We start from the raw sequence: 21,864 nt of genomic DNA, 5'->3' as shown, positions 1-21,864 counted from the left end.
CCCGACGGCGCCAGAGACTCAGTCATAACGAGCCTCCGCCCACCAGCCGTGGTCGTGCAAGGCCAGGAGCCATGCGGTTCCTTCGGCGTCGACGACTTGGAAACGGTGGAACGACCGGGCCACCGCCTGGTCCCACCACCGCTCGTGCACCGGCCACGGCCCCGTCCAGGCGGCCAGGGGCTGCGGCTGCGATGGCTGTCGCGACGGCGATGCCGATGCAGATCGCCCTTCGGTATCAGTCAGTTGGAACAGCGCAGGAATACCGCTCAACGCGCCCCGCTCGCTCACCTCGATGGGGCCGCCTTCGCGGGTCAGCACGGTCACGCCCCGTGGCTTCTCGAACACCGTCGACGGCGCGGGCAGGGGTACGCTCCCCGGCCAGGGCTTCGCACCGTCACCACTGCCAGTCGCCCGCGGGTCACCCCACGGGATCATGACCTGCCGCTCGGAGACACCGCGCCCCCCGGCAATGACCGCCGTCGTCACAGCACCGTGCCCCAGCAGGCTCTGCACCCTCGAAAGCCCGTGGTGCACACGGTCGTCGGGCGCACTGCCCCAGAGCCCCGTCTCGTAGTTGCCGATCGAGTCGAGGCTCTCCGGCAGCACTCGCACCTTCATGATCGCCGAGGTCAGCGCGCCGGCGCCTGCACCTGTTCGCCCCTGCACCTGCCAGCGGATACGGTCGAGCACATCGTTGGCGCTGAACCACCGGGGATGACCCCACCCGCGATCATGCACCACCCCGTTGTCGGTGTGGAGTTCGACCCGGATGCTCGTGCAGACCAGCAGCGCACGGGTGAGTTCGTCGACGAACCGCTCTGCAGCGGTTCGCACGGCGAAGGTGATCTGGTCGACCCGGTCGAGGGGAGGCTCGAAGACGACCTCGATGTCCCGCAGCTGTGGGGGGAGCCGGGGAACGACCCGCCGGGCATCCCGGCCGCTCGCCATGGTGTGCGCGTGCACACCCGCCTCACCGAACCGCGCCCGCACATCGCGAAAGTCGAGCGCGGCAAAGGCGCCGAGCGTCGAGAGCCCCAGGCGTCGCAGCAGAATTGCCAGCTGGGGGTCGCCGATGGCGTCGATCGGATGTTCGGCAAGGAACTCCGGCGAACCTCCGGGTTCCACGATGCGGATGCCCTGCTCACCGGGCATCCGGGCAAGCTGCTCGGCGGCGAACCTGCCGTCGGCGATGGCGATACGGGCATTCTCAGCGCCCAATCCGACCAGAGTGGTGAGCAGCACCCCGGCAGCTCCCCGCTCGCTGCCGTAGTACCGGCTCGGGCCCTTGGCAACGAGCGCACACATACCCGGACGGAGCACCTGCACCCCCGGCATAAGCTCCTCTATGGCTGCCACCACCACCTCGAAACTCCGGTGATCAAGCGCAGGGTCGTAGTCGAAGGTCATCAGGTCGACGCAGGCTGCCTGTGCCTCCCGCACGCGCTGCCCCCGCCGTACGCCGTCGGCCCTGGCACGCGGGGAACACGCGAACACGAGGCCGTGGTCGATCAGCGCGATCGGCTCATCGAGCGACAGCTCTTCGGACTGGGCGACGGCCCGCACCGGCCAGTCCGGGCACCACACCACGATGGTGCGCACAGCAGTCGTCATGGTCAACTCGCCAACTCCCGCACCGCGGGGAAGGCCGGCCAGGCACCCCGAGCGGCATCCGCACTCCGACCAGCATCCGCACTTAGCACCGCCTCAACGCCCCGCGCTGTGTCAACGCCCCGCACCGTGTCTGCACCCCGAACCTGCTCCGAGGCATCCGGCAGCCACAGCCGGGCGCTGCGCTTCTGGCCCATGAAGCCCCGGCCGACGGCGCTCACCGTCACCCGGCGGCTCGCAAGGTGCCCGAAGCCCTGGCCGATGCCCTCCCAGCTGCTCTCGGTGACGCGAAGCGTGGCTTCGCTCTGCGGCCAGCCGCCCAGCACGATCATCGTGGCCTCACGCTGCCGGATTCGCGCCGCGAGCCGCGCCGCCAGCGCATCGCCGAGCCTCGGGGGAGCGATGGTGACGACCACGGTGACCACGTCGATGACGGCTGACACCACGGCCAGCCACTGCTCACCGGGGTGCGGGACGAAGACGAGCCGGTCGAGGTCGATTCCGGAGCGACTGGCCGCCTCTGCACCGAAGTCGGGCAACCCGATGACGCCGCACCACGCCCCGGCAGCCGACGGCCCCGCCATCATTGCCATCACCAGGGAGTGCGAGCCCTCGACCGAGTACGCCGCGCCGGCCTTCAGCGCCCCACCGGGCAGCAACGGCGCCAGCGCCGGTGAGGTCTGCAGGCTGCGGGTCTCGAGTTTCGTGACCTGCATCTGGCGGATCCGCTCCTGCAGCTCGCGCACCGAAGGCGCCGCGGGGGCGGCTTCGGCGAGGAGGACGGCAGGGTCTGGCATCTCCCAATATTCGAACATATGTTCGAATAAGTCAACCCGGAAGGAGCCGTCGTGAAGAACCCCTGATCACTTCAGCAGGTCGCGTCCCCGTTCATCGGAGAGTACCTCCAGCGGGCGTTCGAATCACCGGTTAGAGCCACTCCTCGAGCTGGGACGCGGTCATGTTCACCGCAGAAAGAACTCTGTGAGCGTCGCTCTGTCATCGGAATCCTGCTGGTCAGCCATACGAGCAGTACAACCCGCCGAGCGTGCAATCTCAACGGGTTGTGCATCGTTCGCTCGCCTGCGTAGCGTCAAGGTATGACATTCGAGAGCGAAGACCACCGTACCCGCCATGCCGAGGAGGATGCCGCGAAGCACCACTCCAGCCACGGGATCTCCGAGCGCGACCAGGCCGCCCTCGACCGGGTGGGCACCGCGCAGAGCGAGAACGACACCGAGGCACTGCAGAACGAACCCATTGCCGACAGCGACGCGGTCGACGATGACACCGATCTCGCCGACATCAACGTGTTGCCGGGCACCGGCGGCCCCGACGACGACGGGGATGTCGAAGTCGACCCTGCAGAGCTGAACCTCAGCGGAGACTCGATCCCCGGGCACCCGAAGCCCGCCTCGCACCCCCACTGAAGGGGATTCCACTCCTCCACAGATAGGTCCATCAGCGACTTCTCCACAGATGTGACCATCCTGCGGGCGCCCTCGGATGCGAGGCATAGTCTGAATGGATGACCGATAGAACTCCGACCGGCACCCCTGCCGCGACATCCGAACCCCGTACCCCCACCGCCGTCGATGCCATCGCCGAGCGCTGGGTCGACACCCTGGTGCAGCTCGAACCGGCCATCGGCACCTACATCGGCCGGAACGACGTCAACGACCGTTACGGCGACTACTCCCCGGAGGGACACGAGCGCTACGTCGCTGAGGTGCGGCGCACGCTGGCCGAACTCGAAGCCGCGCGGCCGGCTGACGAGGTCGACGAGGTCACCCTCTCCGACCTCGGCAGCGAACTGCGCCTCACCCTCGAGAGCTCTGAGGCCAAGCTCCACCTCCGCGACCTCAACGTGATCGAGTCGCCGTCGCAGCAGATCCGTGAGGTCTACGACCTCATGCCCACAGAGACCGTCGACGACTGGGAGATCGTCAGCCACCGCATGTCGGGGGTGGGTGCCGCGATCGACGGCTACATCGAGACCCTGCGGCAGGGCATCCGCGAAGGCGTCGTGCCGGCCCGCCGCCAGGTGCGCGAGGTGCTGCTGCAGGTCACCAAGAACGTGGGCGAGAGCGGGTTCTTCGCAGACCTCGCCCGGTCCGCCTCGAACCCGGATCTCGCTGCTCCCGAGCTCGGGCGACCCGAGGCTCCGGATGCTCTTCCCGACTCACTCGCCAGGCAGCTCCGGCACGGGGCAGGCGTCGCCTCCGCGGCCTACGAGCGGTTGGCAGACTTCCTGAGCGGAGAACTCGTGCCAGCGGCATCCACAACCGACGCGGTGGGCCGCGAGATCTATGCCCTCGAATCGCGCAAGTTCCTCGGCGCAAGCGTCGACCTCGACGAGACCTACGAATGGGGCGTCGCGGAACTCGCCCGCATGGTCAGCGAGCAGGAGTCGATCGCGAACGAGATCCTTCCGGGCGCATCGGTGCACGAGGCGATCGCCCACCTCGATGCAGACCCCTCGCACAAGCTCTTCGGCACGGTCGCCCTCCAGCAGTGGATGCAGGAGACGAGCAACAGGGCGATCGCCGACCTGTCAGGCAGCCAGTTCGACATCCCCGCCGAGATCGCCACGATCGAGTGCATGATCGCGCCCACCAACGAGGGAGGCATCTACTACACCGGTCCGACCGACGACTTCTCGCGCCCGGGCCGCATGTGGTGGTCGGTACCCGAGGGCGTCACCGAGTTCGACACCTGGCGGGAGCTGACCACGGTCTACCACGAGGGAGTTCCCGGCCACCACCTGCAGATCGGCCAGGCCGTCTACAACCGGTCGAAGCTGAACACCTGGCGGCGCCAGCTCGCCGGTACGTCCGGCCACGCAGAGGGCTGGGCCCTCTACGCCGAGCGGCTCATGCAGGAGCTCGGCTACCTCGACCGGCCCGCCGACCGGCTCGGAATGCTCGACGGCCAGCGGATGCGCGCGGCCCGTGTTGTGCTCGACATCGGCGTGCACCTCGGCAAGCCCCGCCTCGACGGCACCGGAGTGTGGGACGCGGAGTACGCCCTCCAGTTCATGCGCGAGAACGTCAACATGAACGACGGATTCATCCGCTTCGAGGTCAACCGCTACCTCGGCTGGCCGGGGCAGGCACCCTCCTACAAGGTGGGGCAGCGCATCTGGGAGCAGCTGCGTGACGACTACCGTGCCCGACAGGGATCCGCGTTCGACATCCGGGAGTTCCACCGCCGCGCCCTTGACCTCGGCGGCGTGCGGCTCGACACACTCGCGTCCTCGATGGAGCGCTGAACCGGCTGAACCGGCTGAACCGGCGGTGCGGGGCAGGTTGCTCGCACCTCTTTCGCGGGGCTAAGATTACATGGCGCAATTTGCGTCGATCACTCATCTGCCGTGCGGCGAAACACTACCTCGAACACGAGGCAGTTTCCTGCTGCCCGGCCCGATATATGTCCATACTGGAGCAACTACTACATGACAATCGTAACGACCGACAGGGCACCCAAGCAGGTCGCCGTCAACGACATCGGGTCTGCTGAAGACTTTCTTGCCGCGGTCGAGAAGACACTGAAGTTCTTCAACGACGGAGACCTCATCGAAGGCACCGTTGTAAAGATTGACCGCGACGAGGTTCTCCTCGACGTCGGTTACAAGACAGAGGGCGTCATTCCCTCTCGCGAACTTTCCATCAAGCACGACGTCGACCCGACAGAGGTCGTCCAGGTCGGCGACCTGGTCGAGGCCCTTGTTCTTCAGAAAGAAGACAAAGAAGGCCGCCTCATCCTGTCGAAGAAGCGTGCGCAGTACGAGCGTGCGTGGGGCGACGTCGAGAAGATCAAGGATGCCGACGGTGTTGTCACCGGTTCGGTCATCGAGGTCGTCAAGGGTGGCCTCATCGTCGACATCGGTCTCCGTGGCTTCCTGCCGGCCTCGCTCATCGAGCTCCGCCGCGTTCGTGACCTCACGCCGTACCTCGGCCAGGAGATCGAAGCGAAGATCCTCGAGCTCGACAAGAACCGCAACAACGTCGTCCTGTCGCGCCGCGCGCTGCTCGAGCAGACGCAGTCGGAGAGCCGCACCACGTTCCTGAACAACCTCCAGAAGGGACAGGTCCGCAAGGGCGTCGTCTCGTCGATCGTCAACTTCGGTGCGTTCGTCGACCTGGGCGGCGTCGACGGTCTGGTTCACGTCTCCGAGCTCAGCTGGAAGCACATCGAGCACGCCTCCGAGGTCGTCGAGGTGGGCCAGGAGGTCACCGTCGAGATCCTCGAGGTCGACCTCGAGCGCGAGCGCGTCTCCCTGTCGCTCAAAGCGACGCAGGAAGACCCGTGGCAGGTCTTCGCCCGCACCCACGCCATCGGCCAGGTTGCACCGGGCAAGGTCACGAAGCTCGTCCCCTTCGGCGCGTTCGTTCGCGTCGCAGAGGGCATCGAGGGCCTCGTGCACATCTCCGAGCTGTCGGGCAAGCACGTCGAACTCGCCGAGCAGGTTGTCTCGGTCGGCGACGACGTGTTCGTCAAGGTCATCGACATCGACCTTGAGCGTCGCCGCATCTCGCTGAGCCTCAAGCAGGCCAACGAGGGTGTCGACCCCGAGGGCACCGAGTTCGACCCGGCACTGTACGGAATGCTCACCGAGTACGACGACCAGGGGAACTACAAGTACCCCGAGGGCTTCGACCCGGAGACCAACGAGTGGCGCGAAGGCTTCGAGACCCAGCGCGAGAAGTGGGAGCAGGACTACGCTGCAGCCCAGGCTCGCTGGGAAGCCCATAAGAAGCAGGTTGCGACCTCCAACGAGGAGACCCCGCTCAATGAGGTCAGCGGCGGCGCTTCCGCTGGTTCGTCGTTCTCGAGCGAGTCGACCGGAGCCGGCACCCTCGCCGACGACGAGACCCTCGCGGCGCTTCGCGAGAAGCTCAGCTCCAACAACTAGTCACACCGTTTCACCACGAGAGGCCGTTCTCCTTCGGGAGGGCGGCCTCTCGCCATTCCCGGCAGACGCAACGCCCCTGATGGCCGCCGACGCCTTCGCTAATATGAAGACGTGCATCTCGTAGCCCTCACCGGCGGCATCGCCTCCGGAAAGTCCACCGTCTCCGCCCGCCTCGCCGAGCTCGGGGCCGTCATCGTCGATGCGGACAAGCTCGCCCGCGAGGTCGTCGAACCGGGAACGGATGCTCTGCAGAAGATCAGTGACACGTTCGGAGCCGACCTCATTGGGCCCGACGGTTGCCTCGATCGTCCGGCTCTCGGCAAGCGCGTATTCGGCCAGCCCGAGCAGCTGCAGAAGCTGAACGCCATCACGCATCCGGCTGTGCATCGCCTTGGCCTCGAGCGCATCACCGCTGCCGGGGAAGCCGATCCGGGGGCCATCGTCGTCTACGACGTACCGCTCCTCCTCGAGGCGAGCAAGCGACCCTACGATTTCGACTTCGTCGTCGTGGTGAGCGCCAAAGAGGAGACGCGCGTGAAGCGGCTCGTCGAGCTTCGAGGGATGTCCGAGGTGGATGCCCGGTCGCGGGTAGGCTCACAGGCCACGGAAGCCGAGCGCCTGGCGATCGCCGATGCCGTCATCGACACCAACGGCACCCTCGACGAGACGATCGCTCAGGCGGATGCCGTCTGGCAGACCGTCAGGGCGTTGCCCGGGATCGGCGCGCGCAGCGCGACGGCATCCGGAGCCGGCGCCTAACCGAACAGCTGGGCGGCCTCGTCGTAGCGCGACTGCGGAACCGTCTTCAGTTTGCCGAGGGCCTCCTCGAAGCCCACGTTGACGATCTCGGTGCCGCGGAGAGCGACCATCTGGCCCCAGTTGCCGGCCTGCACCGAATCGCTGGCGGCCATGCCGAGCCGGGTCGCGAGAACGCGGTCGAAAGCGCTCGGTACTCCACCGCGCTGGATGTGCCCGAGAGTGGTTGCACGGGTCTCGATGCCCGTCATCTCCTCGATCATCGGGGCGAGGCGTTCCCCGATCCCGCCGAGGCGGGGGCGGCCGAATGCATCGAGTCCGCGCTCGGAGTGGGGGTCATCCGTCGTGCCGGGGATGAACCCTTCGGCAACGACGACGAGCGGAGAACGCCCGCGGGCATTGGCGCTCTCGACCCAGCCGCGCACCTCCTCCATGGTGGTCTTCTGCTCGGGGATGAGGATGGCGTGGGCGCCGGCCGCCATGCCGGAGTGCAGTGCAATCCATCCGACGTGTCGGCCCATGACCTCTGCGACCATGCAGCGGCTGTGCGAGTCCCCGGTGGTGCGGAGCCGGTCCATCGCGTCGGTCGCGATCTGCACGGCGGTGTCGAAGCCGAAGGTGTAGTCGGTGGCATCGAGGTCGTTGTCGATGGTCTTCGGCACTCCGACGATCCTGAGTCCGGCATCCGTGAGCCGCTTGGCTGCTGCGAGCGTGCCTTCGCCGCCGATGGCGATGATGGCGTCGATGCCCTCACGCTCCATGTTCGCCTGGATGCGCTCGGGGCCACCGTCTCCCTCGAAGGGGTTCGTGCGGGACGTGCCGAGGATGGTGCCGCCCTCTTTGGCGATGCCGCGCACGTTCGCACGGCCGAGCTCGATCAGGTCGGACTTGACGACACCGCGCCAGCCGCCGCGGAAGCCGACGAACTCCTGGTCGTTGATCTCGGTGCCTTTCAGCACGATGCCGCGGATGACCGCGTTCAGGCCCGGGCAGTCTCCACCACTGGTCAGAATTCCAATTCGCATGGCTATACCCTATGGCTTTCCCGCACAGCGTAATCGACGGGCGATCGGGGCCGGAGGGGAGCCGGTGTCAGTGGCCCTTCGTAAACTTGGACCATGGAACCCACTCGCTCTGTCCGCCCCTTCGAAGTCATCAGCGACTACACGCCGAGCGGCGACCAGCCGACCGCGATTGCCGAACTGACGGCCCGTATCAATGCCGGCGAGACAGATGTGGTGCTTCTCGGCGCGACCGGTACCGGCAAGTCGGCAACGACGGCCTGGCTCATCGAGGCGGTGCAGCGGCCGACGCTCGTGCTGGCCCACAACAAGACCCTGGCGGCGCAGCTGGCGAACGAGTTCCGTGAGCTGATGCCGAACAACGCTGTCGAGTACTTCGTGTCGTACTACGACTACTACCAGCCGGAGGCCTACGTTCCGCAGACCGACACCTTCATCGAGAAGGACAGCTCGATCAACTCGGAGGTCGAGCGGCTGCGGCACTCGACGACCAATTCGCTTCTCAGCCGACGCGACGTCATCGTGGTTTCCACCGTCTCCTGCATCTACGGCCTCGGCCAGCCCGAGCAGTACATGAACGCCATGATGGCACTGCAGGTCGGCATGAAGCTCGACCGGGACTGGCTGATCCGCAAATTCATCTCCATGCAGTACCAGCGGAACGACATCGACTTCTCCCGGGGCAACTTCCGGGTCCGGGGCGACACCATCGAGATCATCCCGATGTATGAAGAGCTCGCGATCCGTGTCGAGATGTTCGGTGACGAGATCGAGGCGCTCTACCAACTGCACCCGCTCACCGGCGACGTCGTCCGGAAGATGGACTCGGTCTCGGTGTTCCCGGGATCGCACTACGTCGCCGACACCGATGTGATGCACCGCGCCATCGGCACCATCCAGGAGGAGCTGGCCGACAGGCTGAAGCAGCTCGAACGCGAGGGCAAGCTGCTCGAGGCCCAGCGGCTCCGGATGCGCACCACCTTCGACCTCGAGATGATGCAGCAGATCGGTTTCACCTCGGGCATCGAGAACTACTCCCGCCACATCGACGGCCGGAACCCCGGCGAGGCGCCGCACTGCCTGCTCGACTACTTTCCCGACGACTTCCTCGTGGTCATCGATGAGTCACACGTCACGGTTCCGCAGATCGGGGCGATGTACGAGGGCGACTCCTCTCGGAAGCGCACGCTGGTCGAGCACGGCTTCCGGCTCCCGAGCGCCCTCGACAACCGGCCGCTCCGCTGGAACGAGTTCAACGACAGGGTCGGCCAGAAGGTCTACCTCTCGGCGACGCCCGGCAAATACGAGATGGGCATCGCCGACGGGGTGGTCGAGCAGATCATCCGGCCGACCGGCCTGATCGACCCCGAGATCATCGTGAAGCCCTCCAAGGGGCAGATCGACGACCTGCTCGAGGAGATCCGCATCCGCGTGGCGAAAGACGAGCGCATCCTCGTCACCACCCTGACGAAGAAGATGGCCGAGGAGCTCACCGATTTCATGGGGGAGCACGGAGTGCGTGTGCGTTACCTGCATTCGGATGTCGACACGCTCCGCCGTGTCGAACTGCTCACCGAGCTGCGCGCCGGCGTCTACGACGTGCTGGTCGGTATCAACCTGCTTCGGGAGGGTCTTGACCTTCCCGAAGTGTCACTGGTGGCGATTCTGGATGCCGACAAGGAGGGGTTCCTCAGGTCGTCGACGTCTCTCATCCAGACCATCGGCCGAGCGGCGCGGAACGTGTCGGGCCAGGTGCACATGTACGCGGACGTCATGACGGATTCGATGGCCCGCGCGATCGAGGAGACCACGCGGCGACGCGAGAAGCAGGTGGCCTACAACCTCGAGCGCGGTGTAGACCCTCAGCCGCTCCGCAAGAAGATCAACGACATCACCGAGATGCTCGCGCGGGAGGGTGCCGACACGGCCGAACTCCTCGCCGGTCGCGGCGGCAGGAAGAAGAGCCCGACACCGAACCTCCGTCGCGAGGGCATCGCGGCCGCTGGAGCAAACGAGCTCGAAGGTCTGATCGCCGATCTCAACGACCAGATGATGACAGCGGCGGCCGAGCTGAAGTTCGAGCTGGCTGCGCGGCTCCGCGACGAACTCGGTGATCTGAAACGCGAACTCCGCCAGATGGAGAAGGCAGGCCATATCTGAGCTATACTCATGAAATCTGCGTCCACTCCAGATTCACAGCACAACATGAGCAAGGTTTCAAAGCATCTGGCCTCTGCGCTCTGGTAGCGAATCACTCAGGTGAGTACTCATGAGGTATGCCAGAACTGCATTCTGAAGCCGCCCGCATCTTCGGCGATCGCGTGCGATCGTCCCGCCTCCACCTCGGGGTGAGTCAGGAGCACGTCGCCGAGCTGGCAGAGATGCACGTCACGAACGTCGGCAAGATCGAGCGAGGCCAGACGAATCCGAGCCTCTCGACCATCGTCGCGCTGGCGGGTGCTCTGAGTGCGGATCCGGGATCGTGGCTCACGGGTATCCGCCCGGAGATGGTGCCCGGGCGCTCGCACACACTGACGGCGGCTGAGTTCATCCGTGAGCGCACCCAACGCGGCTAGAGCGACGGCCGCAGGTGTGCTGCACCGGACAGCGGGCGCGAGCCGTGCACGGTTGGTGTTCGCGGGCGCCGTGAGTGCACGGTTGGCGTTCGCGGGCGGTGACGGTGTCGACCTGATCGCGGGGCACGGTCACGAGCCTCCCCTGCGGTGCGCCCCCGCGATCAGATCGGTTCCGCTGCAGTTTGGCGCTTCCGCGGGTGCGCGCGCAGGCGCGGAAGCGACAAACATGCGCGGAACCACAGGGAGAGCGCGAAGCGTGGGGCGGGGGAGCGTGGGGCGGGGGAGCGTGCGGCGGGGGAGCGTGGGGCGGGGGAGCGGGGCGCGGGGGCGCGCGCCGGGCGCCGCAACCGGCTCCGCTCTCAGCGTAGAACGGGAGGCCTGCGCACCCCGCGGGAGGGAGTGTCAGTGGCAGACCATAGACTTCTAGGGTGTCAATTACCAAGGTGGATTCCGCCGGAAAACTGAGTGTACGCGGTGCCCGCGTGCACAATCTTCGAGACGTCGATCTCGACATCCCACGCGATTCACTCGTCGTCTTCACGGGCCTCTCCGGCTCCGGAAAGTCGAGTCTCGCCTTCGACACGATCTTCGCCGAGGGCCAGCGACGCTACGTCGAGAGCCTCTCCGCATACGCGCGCCAGTTCCTCGGGCAGGTCGACCGCCCCGACGTGGACTTCATCGAGGGGCTCAGCCCCGCGGTGAGCATCGACCAGAAGTCGACGAACCGCAACCCACGGTCGACGGTCGGCACCATCACCGAGATCTACGATTACATGCGGCTCCTCTGGGCTCGCATCGGCATCGCCCACTGCCCCGTCTGCGGCGAGGTCATCTCCGCCCAGACGGTGCAGCAGATCGCCGACCAGCTGATGGAGCTCGAGGCGGGCATCCGGTACCAGATCGTCAGCCCGGTCGTCTCGCAGAAGAAGGGTGAGTTCGTCGACCTCTTCAAGGAGCTGGCAGCCGGTGGGTACTCTCGCGCCGTGGTCGACGGTGACACCATCCAGCTCACCGAGCCACCGAAGCTCAAGAAGCAGTTCAAGCACGACATCTCGGTGGTCGTCGACCGCCTGGTGGCCGGCCCCGACATCCTCGGCCGGCTGACCGATTCGCTCGAGACCGCCCTGCGGCTCACCGACGGCATCGTGCAGGTCAACTACGTCGACGCCGACGGCCCGGATGCCTGGCAGACGTTCAGCGAGAAGCTGAGCTGCCCGAACCAGCACCCGATCCAGCTCACCGAGATCGAGCCGCGCACCTTCTCGTTCAACGCTCCCTTCGGCGCCTGCCCCGAGTGCTCGGGCCTCGGCACGCGCATGTCTGTCGACGCAGACCTCCTGCTCGGCGATCCGGAGCTCAGCATCAACGAGGGTGTGCTCGTCCCGTGGTCGACGCAGGGCAAGGGCCTTTACAACTACTACGACAAGCTGCTTCAGGGCCTCGCGCGCGACCTGGACTTCGAACTCAGCACTCCTTGGAACGAGCTGAGCAAGACGGTGCAGGAGGCCGTGCTCCGCGGAGACAACTTCGAGGTGCGGGTGAAGTGGAAGAACCGCTTCGGCCGCGAGATGAGCTACACCTCCGGCTTCGAGGGCGTGGTGCCCTACATCGAACGCCAGTACCTGCAGGCCGAGACCGACAACCAGCGGGCCCGCTGGTCGGAGTACCTCCGCGAGGTGGCCTGCCCGGTCTGCAACGGCAAGCGACTGAAGCCCGAGGTGCTCGCTGTTCTCGTAAACGGGCACAGCATCGCCGACGTCACCGACATCAGCCTCTCCGACGCGCAGTCCTTCATGGACGAACTGACCCTCACCGACCGTGAGGCGCACATCGCCGCGCAGGTGCTCCGCGAGATCCGGCTCCGGCTCGACTTCCTCATCCAGGTCGGGCTGAACTACCTGAATCTCGCCCGAGCCGCCGCCTCCCTGAGCGGTGGCGAGGCCCAGCGCATCCGTCTCGCGACGCAGATCGGATCGGGTCTCACGGGAGTGCTCTACGTGCTCGACGAACCGAGCATCGGCCTGCACCAGCGCGACAACCGTCGTCTCATCGAGACCCTCGTCAAGCTGAAGAACCTCGGCAACACGCTGATCGTCGTCGAGCACGACGAAGACACGATCCGCACCGCGGACTGGGTGGTCGACATCGGCCCCGGTGCGGGCGTCAACGGCGGCAGGGTCGTGCACTCGGGCTCCTATGAGGGCCTGCTCGCGAACACCGAGAGCCTCACGGGCGACTATCTCTCCGGCCGCAAGTCGATCGACATCCCCGACCGGCGACGCCCACTCGACCCGAGCCGCGAGATCGTCGTCGTCGGTGCCGAAGCGAACAACCTCAAGAACGTGACGGTCAGCTTCCCTCTCGGTACTTTCATCGCCGTCACCGGTGTGAGCGGCTCCGGCAAGTCGTCGCTGGTCAACGACATCCTCTACCGGGTGCTCGCCAACAAGCTGAACGGTGCGCGGAAGCTCCCGGGCAAGCACAAGCGGGTCACGGGTCTCGAGAACCTCGACAAGGTCGTGCACGTCGACCAGAACCCGATCGGCCGCACCCCACGGTCGAACCCGGCGACCTACACAGGGGTCTTCGACCGCATCCGTACGCTCTTCTCCGAGACGATCGAGGCGAAGACCCGCGGCTACCAGCCCGGCCGGTTCAGCTTCAACGTCAAGGGCGGCCGGTGCGAGGCGTGCTCCGGCGACGGCACGATCAAGATCGAGATGAACTTCCTGCCCGACGTCTACGTGGCGTGCGAGGTCTGCGGGGGAGCGCGCTACAACCGCGACACCCTCCTCGTGCACTACAAGGGCAAGAACATCGCCGAGGTCCTGGAGATGCCGATCGCGGAGGCGGCCGAGTTCTTCGAGCCGATCGGCGCGATCCACCGGTTCCTCAAGACGCTCGTCGAGGTCGGCCTCGGTTACGTGCGTCTCGGCCAGAGCGCCACGACCCTCTCGGGCGGCGAGGCACAGCGCGTCAAGCTCGCGACCGAGTTGCAGAAGCGCTCCAACGGCCGCTCGGTGTACGTGCTCGACGAGCCGACCACCGGTTTGCACTTCGAAGACGTGCGAAAGCTCCTGCTGGTGCTGAACGGGCTCGTCGACAAGGGCAACACCGTCATCGTGATCGAGCACAATCTCGATGTCATCAAGAGTGCGGACTGGCTCATCGATCTGGGTCCCGAGGGTGGCTCGGGCGGTGGCAAGGTGCTCGCCACCGGCACGCCGGAGCAGCTCGCGCGGGTCAAGAAGAGCTTCACCGGTTTCTTCCTGAAAGAGATCCTGGATGCGGAGGAAGGCACGCGGCGAAAGGCGTCATGACCGACACCGTCAGCTACCGGCCCAAGGCGGGGGAGATCCCGACCCAGCCCGGCGTCTACCGTTTCCGCGATGCGAACCAGCGCGTGCTCTACGTCGGCAAGGCGCAGAACCTCCGTGCCCGGCTGAGCAACTACTTCGGGCCGCTCCGGAGCCTGCATGAGCGCACCCGGCGGATGGTCACGACGGCGTCGAGCGTCGAGTGGACCGTCGTCGGCACCGACATCGAAGCCCTGCAACTCGAGTACACGTGGATCAAGGAGTTCGATCCGCCCTTCAACGTGAAGTTCCGCGACGACAAGAGCTACCCATTCATGGCGATCACGCTCGGCGACGAAGCTCCGCGGGTGATGGTCACGCGCAACCAGAAGATCAAGGGCGCCAAGTATTTCGGTCCGTACCCGAAGATCTGGGCCGTTCACGACACGATCGACCTGATGATCAAGGCCTTCCCCATCAGAACCTGCTCCGATTCGAGCTACAAGAAAGCCATGCAGAGCGGCCGGCCGTGCTTCCCCGGCCAGATCGGGCGTTGCGGCGGGCCGTGTTCGGGCAAAGTCACAATCGAGGAGCACCGCGAGCTCGTCAGCGACTTCATTGCTTTCATGAACGGGCATGACAAACGCTTCGTCACCGAGACGACGAAGCGGATGCGCGAGGCCTCCGAGAGCCAGGAGTACGAGAAGGCGGCGCGGTACCGCGACCAGTTGCACGCGCTCGACGCTGTGCTCGAGAAGAGCACCGTCGTGCTCGCCGACAGCGTCGACACCGATCTCTTCGGCATCGAGCACGACGAGCTGGCGGCGGCGGTGCAGCAGTTCATCGTGCGCGGCGGGCGCATCCGCGGCGTGCGGGCATGGATGGTCGACAAGGAGCTCGACCTGACCACCGGCGAACTCGTCGACTCGATCCTGCAGACCGCCTACGAGGGCCAGGTCCCACCGCGCGAGATCATCGTGCCCGACCTCCCCGACGACGCCGCAGAACTCGAGCAGTGGCTCTCCGAGCGCCGCGGAACATCCAAAGTCGCTCTGAAGACGGCCCAGCGCGGCGAGAAGGCCGCCCTCATGCAGACGGCCACCCTCAATGCGAAGAACGCCCTGATGCTCTACAAGATGCGCCGCAGCACCGACTTCGTGGCGCGCACAGAGGCTCTCACCGACATCCAGAACGGGCTCGGGATGCCGGATGCCCCCTTGCGCATGGAGTGCTTCGACGTGTCGCACCTCGGCGGCACGAACGTGGTCGCGTCGATGGTCGTCTTCGAAGACGGACTCGCCCGCAAAGACCAGTACCGCCGGTTCTCCATTCCCGAGACCACCGACGACACCGACTCGATCTACCAGGTGATCACCCGACGCCTCGCCTACCTCGAGGAGGGCTCCGAACGGAGCGAGTCCGACAGCGCCACCAAGAAGTTCTCCTACCCGCCCAACCTTCTGATCGTCGACGGTGGCCAGCCCCAGGTGCAGGCGGCGGCCCGAGCGCTGAAGGAATCCGGTGTGCAGGGGATCTTCCTCGCCGGCCTCGCCAAGCGACTCGAGGAGATCTGGCTTCCCGACGACGACTTCCCGGTGATCCTCCCGCGTGGCAGCGAGGCGCTGTTCCTGCTGCAGCGCATCCGCGACGAGGCCCACCGTTTCGCCATCACGCACCAGCGTGCACGGCGGAAGCGCGACATCACGAGTGTGCTCTCCGAGATTCCCGGCCTGGGTCCCGCGCGGGTGAAGACCCTCCTGAAGGAATTCGGCTCTGTCTCGAAGCTCCGGCAGGCGACGCCCGAGGAGATCGCCGAAGTGAAGGGTGTCGGCGAACAGCTGGCGACGACCATCCACCGGCAGCTGCGGGTCTGATGCGAGGGATGCCGCGGGCTGCCCTGCTCCCCGGCCCGCTAGGCTGAACGCATGACACCCGACACTGCTGGCCAGCAGGAAGTGCTCATTGTGACCGGGATGTCGGGCGCAGGCCGGTCGACGGTGGCGAATGCCCTCGAGGATCTCGGCTGGTACGTCGTCGACAACCTCCCCCCGCAGATGCTCCGGCCGATGGTCGATCTCGCCGAGCATGCCGGGTCGACCCTCCCGCGGATCGCGGCCGTAGTTGACGTGCGCGGGCGCGACTTCTTCACCGACCTGCAGGACATCATCCAGGCCCTCCGGAGTGGCGTCACCGTGCGCGTGGTCTTCCTCGAGGCGACGGATGCGACCCTCGTCCGTCGATTCGAGCAGGTGAGGCGCCCGCACCCGCTGCAGGGCAACGGCACCCTGCTCGACGGAATCGGGGCGGAGCGGGCCCGGATGACCGCCATCCGTGAGTCGAGCGACATCATCATCGACACGTCGGATCTGAACGTGCACCAGCTGGCCAATGCAGTTCAGGAGCGCTTCTCTGCCGTCGACACGGCCGGCGTTCAGGTCACGATCATGAGTTTCGGCTTCAAGTACGGCGCCCCGGCCGATGCCGACGCCATGGCCGACTGCCGCTTCATCCCGAACCCGTTCTGGATTCCGGAGCTCAAAGACAGGACCGGCCTCGATCCTGAGGTGAGCGACTACGTGCTCGAGCAGGAGGGTGCACTGGATTTCATCGAGAACTACGCCCGGGCCCTCGCTCCCGTGCTCGCCGGGTACCAGCGTGAGAACAAACGCCACGCCACAATTGCCATAGGCTGCACGGGCGGCAAACACCGCTCAGTCGCCGTGGCCCGAAGGCTGGCAGACCTGATCAGCACCAACCCCGGCGTCGTGGTGAGTGTCAAGCATCGCGACCTGGGTCGCGAATAACTGCAGCGACACCACGCCCCACGAGGGTCACGGTGACGCTGGCGAAGGAGATGGAAGAGATTGGCTCTCACCGCCGATGTCAAGAACGAACTGACCGATGTTGTCGTCACCAGAACGTCGGCCCGTGCCGCTGAACTCGCGACCATCCTGCGATTCGCTGGAGGCCTCCACCTGATCTCGGGGCGTATCGCCATCGAATCCGAACTCGACACCCCGGAACTCGTCAAGCGGGTCCGCAAAGACCTGGCCGAGCTCTACGGCGTGCGCGGCGAGGTGCAGCTCGTTCCGGCCTCCGGTGTGCGGCGCGGCAGCTACTACCTCGTGCGCGTGCTCGAGGGGGGCGAGACCCTCGCCCGCCAGACGGGGCTTCTGGATGCCCGCCGCCGCCCCATCCGCGGGCTCCCGAACCGCCTCACCACCGGCTCCGTCGACGAACTCGGGGCCGTCTGGCGGGGTGCGTTCCTCGCCCAGGGCTCCCTCACCGACCCCGGCCGCTCTGCGGCTCTCGAGGTCATCTGCCCGGGCAACGAGGCGGCGATGGCCCTGGTCGGCGCCGCGGCGCGGCTGCATGTGGCTGCCAAGGCCCGCGAGGTGCGCGGGGTCCACCGCGTGGTCATCCGCGACGGGGAGGCCATCGCCTCGATGCTCGCGCTCATGGGCGCGAAGCAGTCGGTGGCCCGCTGGGAGGAGATGCGCCAGCGACGGGAAGTCAGGGCGACCGCGAACCGGCTGGTGAACTTCGACGACGCGAACCTCCGTCGATCGGCCCAGGCTGCCGTGGCGGCGTGCTCCCGGGTGGAGCGGGCGCTCGAGATCATCGGCGACGAGGTTCCGGAGCACCTGCGCTACGCGGGCGCACTCCGATTGAACTTCCGGGATGCCAGCCTCGACGAGCTCGGACACCACGCCGAACCGCCCATGACCAAAGACGCCATCGCCGGGCGCATCAGGCGGCTGCTGGCGATGGCGGACAAGAAGGCGCTCGACCTGGGGATCCCCGGCACGGACGCGAACCTGCCGCCCGACCTCGACGACTGAACCATTCAATAGACTGTTACAAACGAGTACAAGGAGAAAAACATGGCTGAATACACCCTTCCAGACCTTCCCTACGACTACGCAGCACTCGAGCCGCACATCAGTGCGACCATCATGCAGCTGCACCACGACAAGCACCACGCGACCTACGTCGCCGGCGCGAACACGGCCAACGCCGCCCTCGCCAAAGCCCGCGACTCCGGCAACCTCGGCGCCGTCAACAAGCTCGAGAAAGACCTGGCTTTCAACCTCGGCGGCCACGTCAACCACTCCATCTTCTGGACGAACCTGACTCCCGACACCTCGGAGCCCACCGGCGCACTCGCCGAGGCCATCGGTTCCGACTTCGGTGACCTCGAGAAGTTCAAGGCCCACTTCACCGCGACCGCGCTCGGCGTGCAGGGTTCGGGTTGGTCGGTTCTCGCCTACGACGTGCTGGGCCAGAAGCTCAGCATCTTCCAGCTGTTCGACCAGCAGGGCAACGTGCCCTTCGGCCTCGTGCCGCTGCTCATGCTCGACGTCTGGGAGCACGCCTACTACATCGACTACAAGAACGTGCGCGCCGACTACATCAAGGCGTTCTGGAACATCGTGAACTGGGAGAACGTGGCCGCCCGCTACGCAGCCGCAACCGAGAAGACGAACGGCCTGCTGGTACTGTCATAGCGACGCTGTGAGCGGGCCCTCCACGGGGGGCCCGCCACCCTTTCTCCACCGGTAACACCTGTACGAAAACATCATCCAGCCCCGCGGGGCCACACTCACAGGAGCACTACGTGTCCGTAAAGATCGGCATCAACGGCTTCGGCCGCATTGGCCGTAACTACTTCCGAGCAGCCCTCGCCAAGGGCAGCGACATCGAGATCGTCGCCGTGAACGACCTGACCGACAACAAGGCTCTCGCCCACCTCCTCAAATACGACTCCATCAACGGCCGCCTCGACGCGACCGTCGAGCTCGACGGTGACAACATCATCGTGAACGGCAAGCCGATCCTGGTTCTCGCCGAGCGCGATCCCGCCAACCTGCCGTGGGGCGAGCTGGGTGTCGACATCGTCATCGAGTCCACCGGCCGGTTCACCAAGTCGTCGGATGCCCGCAAGCACATCGAGGGTGGCGCCAAGAAGGTCATCGTCTCGGCTCCCGCCACCGGCGACGACGTCGCCACGCTGGTGCTCGGCGTCAACGAGGGAACGTACGACCCCTCGATCCACGACATCATCTCGAACGCCTCCTGCACCACGAACTGCCTCGCGCCCCTCGCCAAGGTCTTCATGGAGAACTTCGGCATCGAGCGTGGCCTGATGACCACCGTGCACGCCTACACCGCCGACCAGAACCTGCAGGACGGCCCGCACAGCGACCTCCGCCGTGCACGTGCAGCGGCTGTCAACATCATCCCGACCTCGACCGGTGCCGCCAAGGCGCTCGGCCTCGTCATCCCCGAGCTCGTCGGCAAGCTCGACGGTTACGCACTCCGCGTTCCGGTTCCGACCGGCTCGATCACCGACCTCACGGTCGAGGCGACCAAGCCCGTCACTGTGGCCGAGGTCAACGCCGCGTACAAGGCTGCCGCCGAGGGACCGCTGAAGGGCATCCTGAAGTACACCGAGGACGAGATCGTCTCCAGCGACATCGTCGGCGACCCGCACTCGTCGATCTTCGATGCCGGCCTGACCAAGGTCATCGGCAACCAGGTCAAGGTGGCTTCGTGGTACGACAACGAGTGGGGCTACTCCAACCGTCTCGTCGACATCACCGAGTTCGTCGCCGGCAAGCTGTAGAGAATACCGAGAAGTGACGATACGTACGCTTGAGTCCCTCGGGTCGCTCGATGGCAAGACAGTCATCATCCGCTGCGACCTGAACGTGCCGTTGAAAGACGGCACCATCACCGACGACGGGCGTATCCGCGCGTCACTTCCCACGCTCCGGGCACTCGCCTCTCAGGGCGCCAAGGTGGTTATTGTGAGCCACCTCGGGCGCCCTGAGGGCAGGCCCGAAGCGAAGTACAGCCTGGCGCCTGTCGCGGCACGGCTCTCCGAGCTCCTCGAGGAGCCGGTCGCCTTCGCCGTCGACACCGTCGGCCAGGCGGCTCAGGATGCCGTTGCCGCCCTTTCCGGCGACGGGCACTTCCTCTTGCTCGAGAACCTCCGATTCAATGCGGGAGAGACCTCGAAGGACGACGCCGAGCGTCGTGCTTTCGCCTCCCAGCTCGCCGCCTTCGCCGATGTCTTCGTGTCCGACGGCTTCGGCGTGGTGCACCGCAAGCAGGCGAGCGTCTACGAACTCGCCGAACTGCTGCCGAGCGCTGCGGGCCTCCTGATCGAGACCGAGCTCGATGTGCTCGAGAAGCTCACCGAGAAGCCCACCCGCCCCTATGCGGTCGTGCTCGGTGGCTCGAAGGTCTCCGACAAGCTCGGGGTCATCGGCCACCTGCTGCCGAAGGTCGACTCGCTGCTGATCGGCGGGGGCATGCTCTTCACGTTCCTGGCGGCCCAGGGCTACCAGGTGGGCGCCAGCCTGCTCGAGAAGGACCAGATCGACACCGTGAAGGGCTATCTCGACAAGGCGGCCGAGCTCGGGGTGAAGATCGTCCTTCCGACCGACGTCGTCGTGGCGTCGAAGTTCGGTGCAGATGCCGAGCACACCGTCACCAGCGCGCAGACCATCGAGGAGACCCCGTTCGGTGAAAGCGGGCTCGGCCTCGACATCGGTCCGGAGACTGCTGCAGCCTTCGCCGACATCATCGAGTCCTCGCACACCGTCTTCTGGAACGGCCCGATGGGCGTCTTCGAACTCGCCCCGTTCGCCGAGGGCACCCGATCCATTGCCGCCGCACTGACAAAGGTCGACGGCCTCGGCGTGGTCGGCGGTGGCGATTCCGCAGCGGCCGTTCGCGCGCTCGGTTTCACCGACGACCAATTCGGTCACATCTCCACGGGCGGGGGAGCGAGCCTCGAATTCCTCGAGGGCAAGCGCCTGCCCGGCCTCGACGTTCTTGGATGGACAGCATGACAACCCGCACCCCCCTCATCGCCGGCAACTGGAAGATGAACCTCGACCACCTGCAGTCGATAGCGTTTGTGCAGAAGCTCGCTTGGAGCCTGAAGGACGCATCGCACAGCTTCGACGACGTCGAGGTCGCGATCTTCCCGCCGTTCACCGATCTGCGTTCGGTGCAGACACTCGTCTCGGCCGACAAGCTCGAACTGGCCTACGGTGCGCAGGATGTCTCGGCGCACGACTCCGGTGCATACACCGGTGAGATCTCGGGCGCCTTCCTCTCCAAGCTCGAATGCGGCTACGTCATCATCGGTCACTCCGAACGCCGTACCCTGCACAACGAGTCCGACGAGGAGATCGGCGCCAAGGTCGCCGCTGCCCTGAAGCACGGGGTCGTTCCCGTTCTCTGCGTCGGCGAGACCGCCGAGGACCTCGAGAAGTTCGGACCGAGCGCCGTTCCCGTCGCCCAGCTGAAGGCAGCCCTTGCGGGTGTGGCGTCCGACGCGAACATCGTCGTCGCCTACGAGCCCGTCTGGGCCATCGGCTCCGGCCAGGCGGCAACACCGGACCAGGCCGAACAGGTCTGTGCGGCCCTCCGGGCCGAGCTCACCGAGACCCTCAGCGCCGACACCGCCGCCGCAACGCGCATCCTCTACGGCGGTTCGGTCAAATCGGGCAACATTGCCGGCTTCATGCGTGAGCCCAATGTCGACGGCGCCCTGGTCGGCGGCGCGAGCCTCGATCTCGACGAGTTCAGTGCCATCGTGCGCTACAAGAAGCACGTCGGAGTCTGAGCCTCCAGCGCGCCCTTCAGGCGCCGCGATCGAATTCGTCGAACCAAGGTAT

General features: G+C 66.1%; 17 protein-coding genes. 14 read left to right on the top strand and 3 right to left on the bottom strand.

The window, feature by feature from the left end; genetic code table 11:
- Positions 1 to 18 precede the first annotated feature (18 nt).
- Positions 19 to 1,611: a DNA polymerase Y family protein gene (locus tag B7R21_RS10080; RefSeq protein ID WP_116283141.1), complete on the bottom strand. Its 1,593-nt coding sequence runs from the start codon at positions 1,609 to 1,611 to the stop codon at positions 19 to 21.
- A 2-nt stretch (positions 1,612 to 1,613) separates the two neighbouring features.
- Entirely contained in the window at positions 1,614 to 2,405 is a 792-nt protein-coding gene (locus B7R21_RS10075; protein ID WP_253259742.1) for a hypothetical protein, read from the bottom strand.
- A 300-nt stretch (positions 2,406 to 2,705) separates the two neighbouring features.
- Here B7R21_RS10075 and B7R21_RS10070 point away from each other — a divergent pair, with 300 nt between their 5' ends.
- From B7R21_RS10070 to coaE, 4 genes are all read left to right on the top strand, one after another.
- Positions 2,706 to 3,035, top strand: a complete 330-nt coding sequence (locus B7R21_RS10070; RefSeq protein WP_116283139.1) for a hypothetical protein — start codon at positions 2,706 to 2,708, stop codon at positions 3,033 to 3,035.
- A 98-nt stretch (positions 3,036 to 3,133) separates the two neighbouring features.
- The gene (locus B7R21_RS10065; RefSeq protein WP_116283138.1) at positions 3,134 to 4,876 is read left to right on the top strand and encodes a DUF885 domain-containing protein; all 1,743 of its coding nucleotides are present in this window, start codon (positions 3,134 to 3,136) and stop codon (positions 4,874 to 4,876) included.
- A gap of 183 nt (positions 4,877 to 5,059) precedes the next feature.
- Complete coding sequence (gene rpsA / locus B7R21_RS10060; protein ID WP_116283136.1) at positions 5,060 to 6,520, top strand: 30S ribosomal protein S1; 1,461 nt, start codon at positions 5,060 to 5,062, stop codon at positions 6,518 to 6,520.
- 111 nt (positions 6,521 to 6,631) lie between these two features.
- On the top strand, positions 6,632 to 7,279 hold the full coding sequence (gene coaE / locus B7R21_RS10055; protein WP_116283135.1) for a dephospho-CoA kinase: 648 nt from the start codon (positions 6,632 to 6,634) through the stop codon (positions 7,277 to 7,279).
- Here coaE and B7R21_RS10050 read toward each other — a convergent pair.
- A complete protein-coding gene (locus B7R21_RS10050; RefSeq protein WP_116283133.1) occupies positions 7,276 to 8,301 on the bottom strand; it encodes an ATP-dependent 6-phosphofructokinase in 1,026 nt (341 codons plus the stop codon). The genes coaE and B7R21_RS10050 overlap by 4 nt on opposite strands.
- A 93-nt stretch (positions 8,302 to 8,394) precedes the next feature.
- Here B7R21_RS10050 and uvrB point away from each other — a divergent pair, with 93 nt between their 5' ends.
- From uvrB to tpiA, 10 genes are all read left to right on the top strand, one after another.
- Positions 8,395 to 10,458 carry an excinuclease ABC subunit UvrB gene (gene uvrB / locus B7R21_RS10045; protein WP_116283132.1) on the top strand — a complete coding sequence of 688 codons (2,064 nt, stop codon included), beginning with the start codon at positions 8,395 to 8,397 and terminating at the stop codon, positions 10,456 to 10,458.
- Positions 10,459 to 10,574: 116 nt separating this feature from the next.
- Entirely contained in the window at positions 10,575 to 10,874 is a 300-nt protein-coding gene (locus B7R21_RS10040) for a helix-turn-helix domain-containing protein (RefSeq protein WP_116283131.1), read from the top strand.
- A 428-nt stretch (positions 10,875 to 11,302) separates the two neighbouring features.
- Positions 11,303 to 14,194: an excinuclease ABC subunit UvrA gene (gene uvrA, locus B7R21_RS10030; protein ID WP_116283130.1), complete on the top strand. Its 2,892-nt coding sequence runs from the start codon at positions 11,303 to 11,305 to the stop codon at positions 14,192 to 14,194.
- Positions 14,191 to 16,044, top strand: a complete 1,854-nt coding sequence (gene uvrC, locus B7R21_RS10025; RefSeq protein WP_116283128.1) for an excinuclease ABC subunit UvrC — start codon at positions 14,191 to 14,193, stop codon at positions 16,042 to 16,044. Before uvrA ends, uvrC begins: the two co-directional genes overlap by 4 nt.
- 51 nt (positions 16,045 to 16,095) lie before the next feature.
- Positions 16,096 to 16,974, top strand: a complete 879-nt coding sequence (gene rapZ / locus B7R21_RS10020) for an RNase adapter RapZ (protein WP_116283126.1) — start codon at positions 16,096 to 16,098, stop codon at positions 16,972 to 16,974.
- Between the two features lie 60 nt (positions 16,975 to 17,034).
- Positions 17,035 to 18,012, top strand: a complete 978-nt coding sequence (gene whiA / locus B7R21_RS10015) for a DNA-binding protein WhiA (RefSeq protein WP_116283125.1) — start codon at positions 17,035 to 17,037, stop codon at positions 18,010 to 18,012.
- Between the two features lie 42 nt (positions 18,013 to 18,054).
- Positions 18,055 to 18,678 (top strand): superoxide dismutase, encoded by a 624-nt coding sequence (locus B7R21_RS10010; RefSeq protein WP_116283123.1) that lies wholly within the window; start codon positions 18,055 to 18,057, stop codon positions 18,676 to 18,678.
- 110 nt (positions 18,679 to 18,788) lie between these two features.
- On the top strand, positions 18,789 to 19,796 hold the full coding sequence (gap, locus tag B7R21_RS10005; RefSeq protein WP_116283121.1) for a type I glyceraldehyde-3-phosphate dehydrogenase: 1,008 nt from the start codon (positions 18,789 to 18,791) through the stop codon (positions 19,794 to 19,796).
- Between the two features lie 13 nt (positions 19,797 to 19,809).
- Positions 19,810 to 21,030, top strand: coding sequence for a phosphoglycerate kinase (locus tag B7R21_RS10000; protein ID WP_116283120.1), 1,221 nt, complete (start codon positions 19,810 to 19,812; stop codon positions 21,028 to 21,030).
- On the top strand, positions 21,027 to 21,812 hold the full coding sequence (tpiA, locus tag B7R21_RS09995; protein WP_216364198.1) for a triose-phosphate isomerase: 786 nt from the start codon (positions 21,027 to 21,029) through the stop codon (positions 21,810 to 21,812). Before B7R21_RS10000 ends, tpiA begins: the two co-directional genes overlap by 4 nt.
- Positions 21,813 to 21,864 lie beyond the last annotated feature (52 nt).

The sequence above is a fragment of the Subtercola boreus genome, assembly GCF_003399625.1.
GTDB lineage: Bacteria > Actinomycetota > Actinomycetes > Actinomycetales > Microbacteriaceae > Subtercola > Subtercola boreus_C.
Note: the sequence above shows the minus strand (reverse complement) of the source record. Positions and strands in the feature narration are given on the sequence as shown.

Excerpts from the sequence above, each read along its gene's own strand:
- uvrB (WP_116283132.1), top strand. The coding sequence starts at position 8,395 with ATGGAACCCACTCGCTCTGTCCGCCCCTTCGAAGTCATCAGCGACTAC.
- uvrC (WP_116283128.1), top strand. The coding sequence starts at position 14,191 with ATGACCGACACCGTCAGCTACCGGCCCAAGGCGGGGGAGATCCCGACC.
- B7R21_RS10065 (WP_116283138.1), top strand. The coding sequence starts at position 3,134 with ATGACCGATAGAACTCCGACCGGCACCCCTGCCGCGACATCCGAACCC.
- B7R21_RS10070 (WP_116283139.1), top strand. The coding sequence starts at position 2,706 with ATGACATTCGAGAGCGAAGACCACCGTACCCGCCATGCCGAGGAGGAT.
- B7R21_RS10050 (WP_116283133.1), bottom strand. The coding sequence starts at position 8,301 with ATGCGAATTGGAATTCTGACCAGTGGTGGAGACTGCCCGGGCCTGAAC.
- rapZ (WP_116283126.1), top strand. The coding sequence starts at position 16,096 with ATGACACCCGACACTGCTGGCCAGCAGGAAGTGCTCATTGTGACCGGG.
- B7R21_RS10040 (WP_116283131.1), top strand. The coding sequence starts at position 10,575 with ATGCCAGAACTGCATTCTGAAGCCGCCCGCATCTTCGGCGATCGCGTG.
- B7R21_RS10075 (WP_253259742.1), bottom strand. The coding sequence starts at position 2,405 with ATGCCAGACCCTGCCGTCCTCCTCGCCGAAGCCGCCCCCGCGGCGCCT.
- rpsA (WP_116283136.1), top strand. The coding sequence starts at position 5,060 with ATGACAATCGTAACGACCGACAGGGCACCCAAGCAGGTCGCCGTCAAC.
- B7R21_RS10010 (WP_116283123.1), top strand. The coding sequence starts at position 18,055 with ATGGCTGAATACACCCTTCCAGACCTTCCCTACGACTACGCAGCACTC.
- B7R21_RS10080 (WP_116283141.1), bottom strand. The coding sequence starts at position 1,611 with ATGACGACTGCTGTGCGCACCATCGTGGTGTGGTGCCCGGACTGGCCG.
- tpiA (WP_216364198.1), top strand. The coding sequence starts at position 21,027 with ATGACAACCCGCACCCCCCTCATCGCCGGCAACTGGAAGATGAACCTC.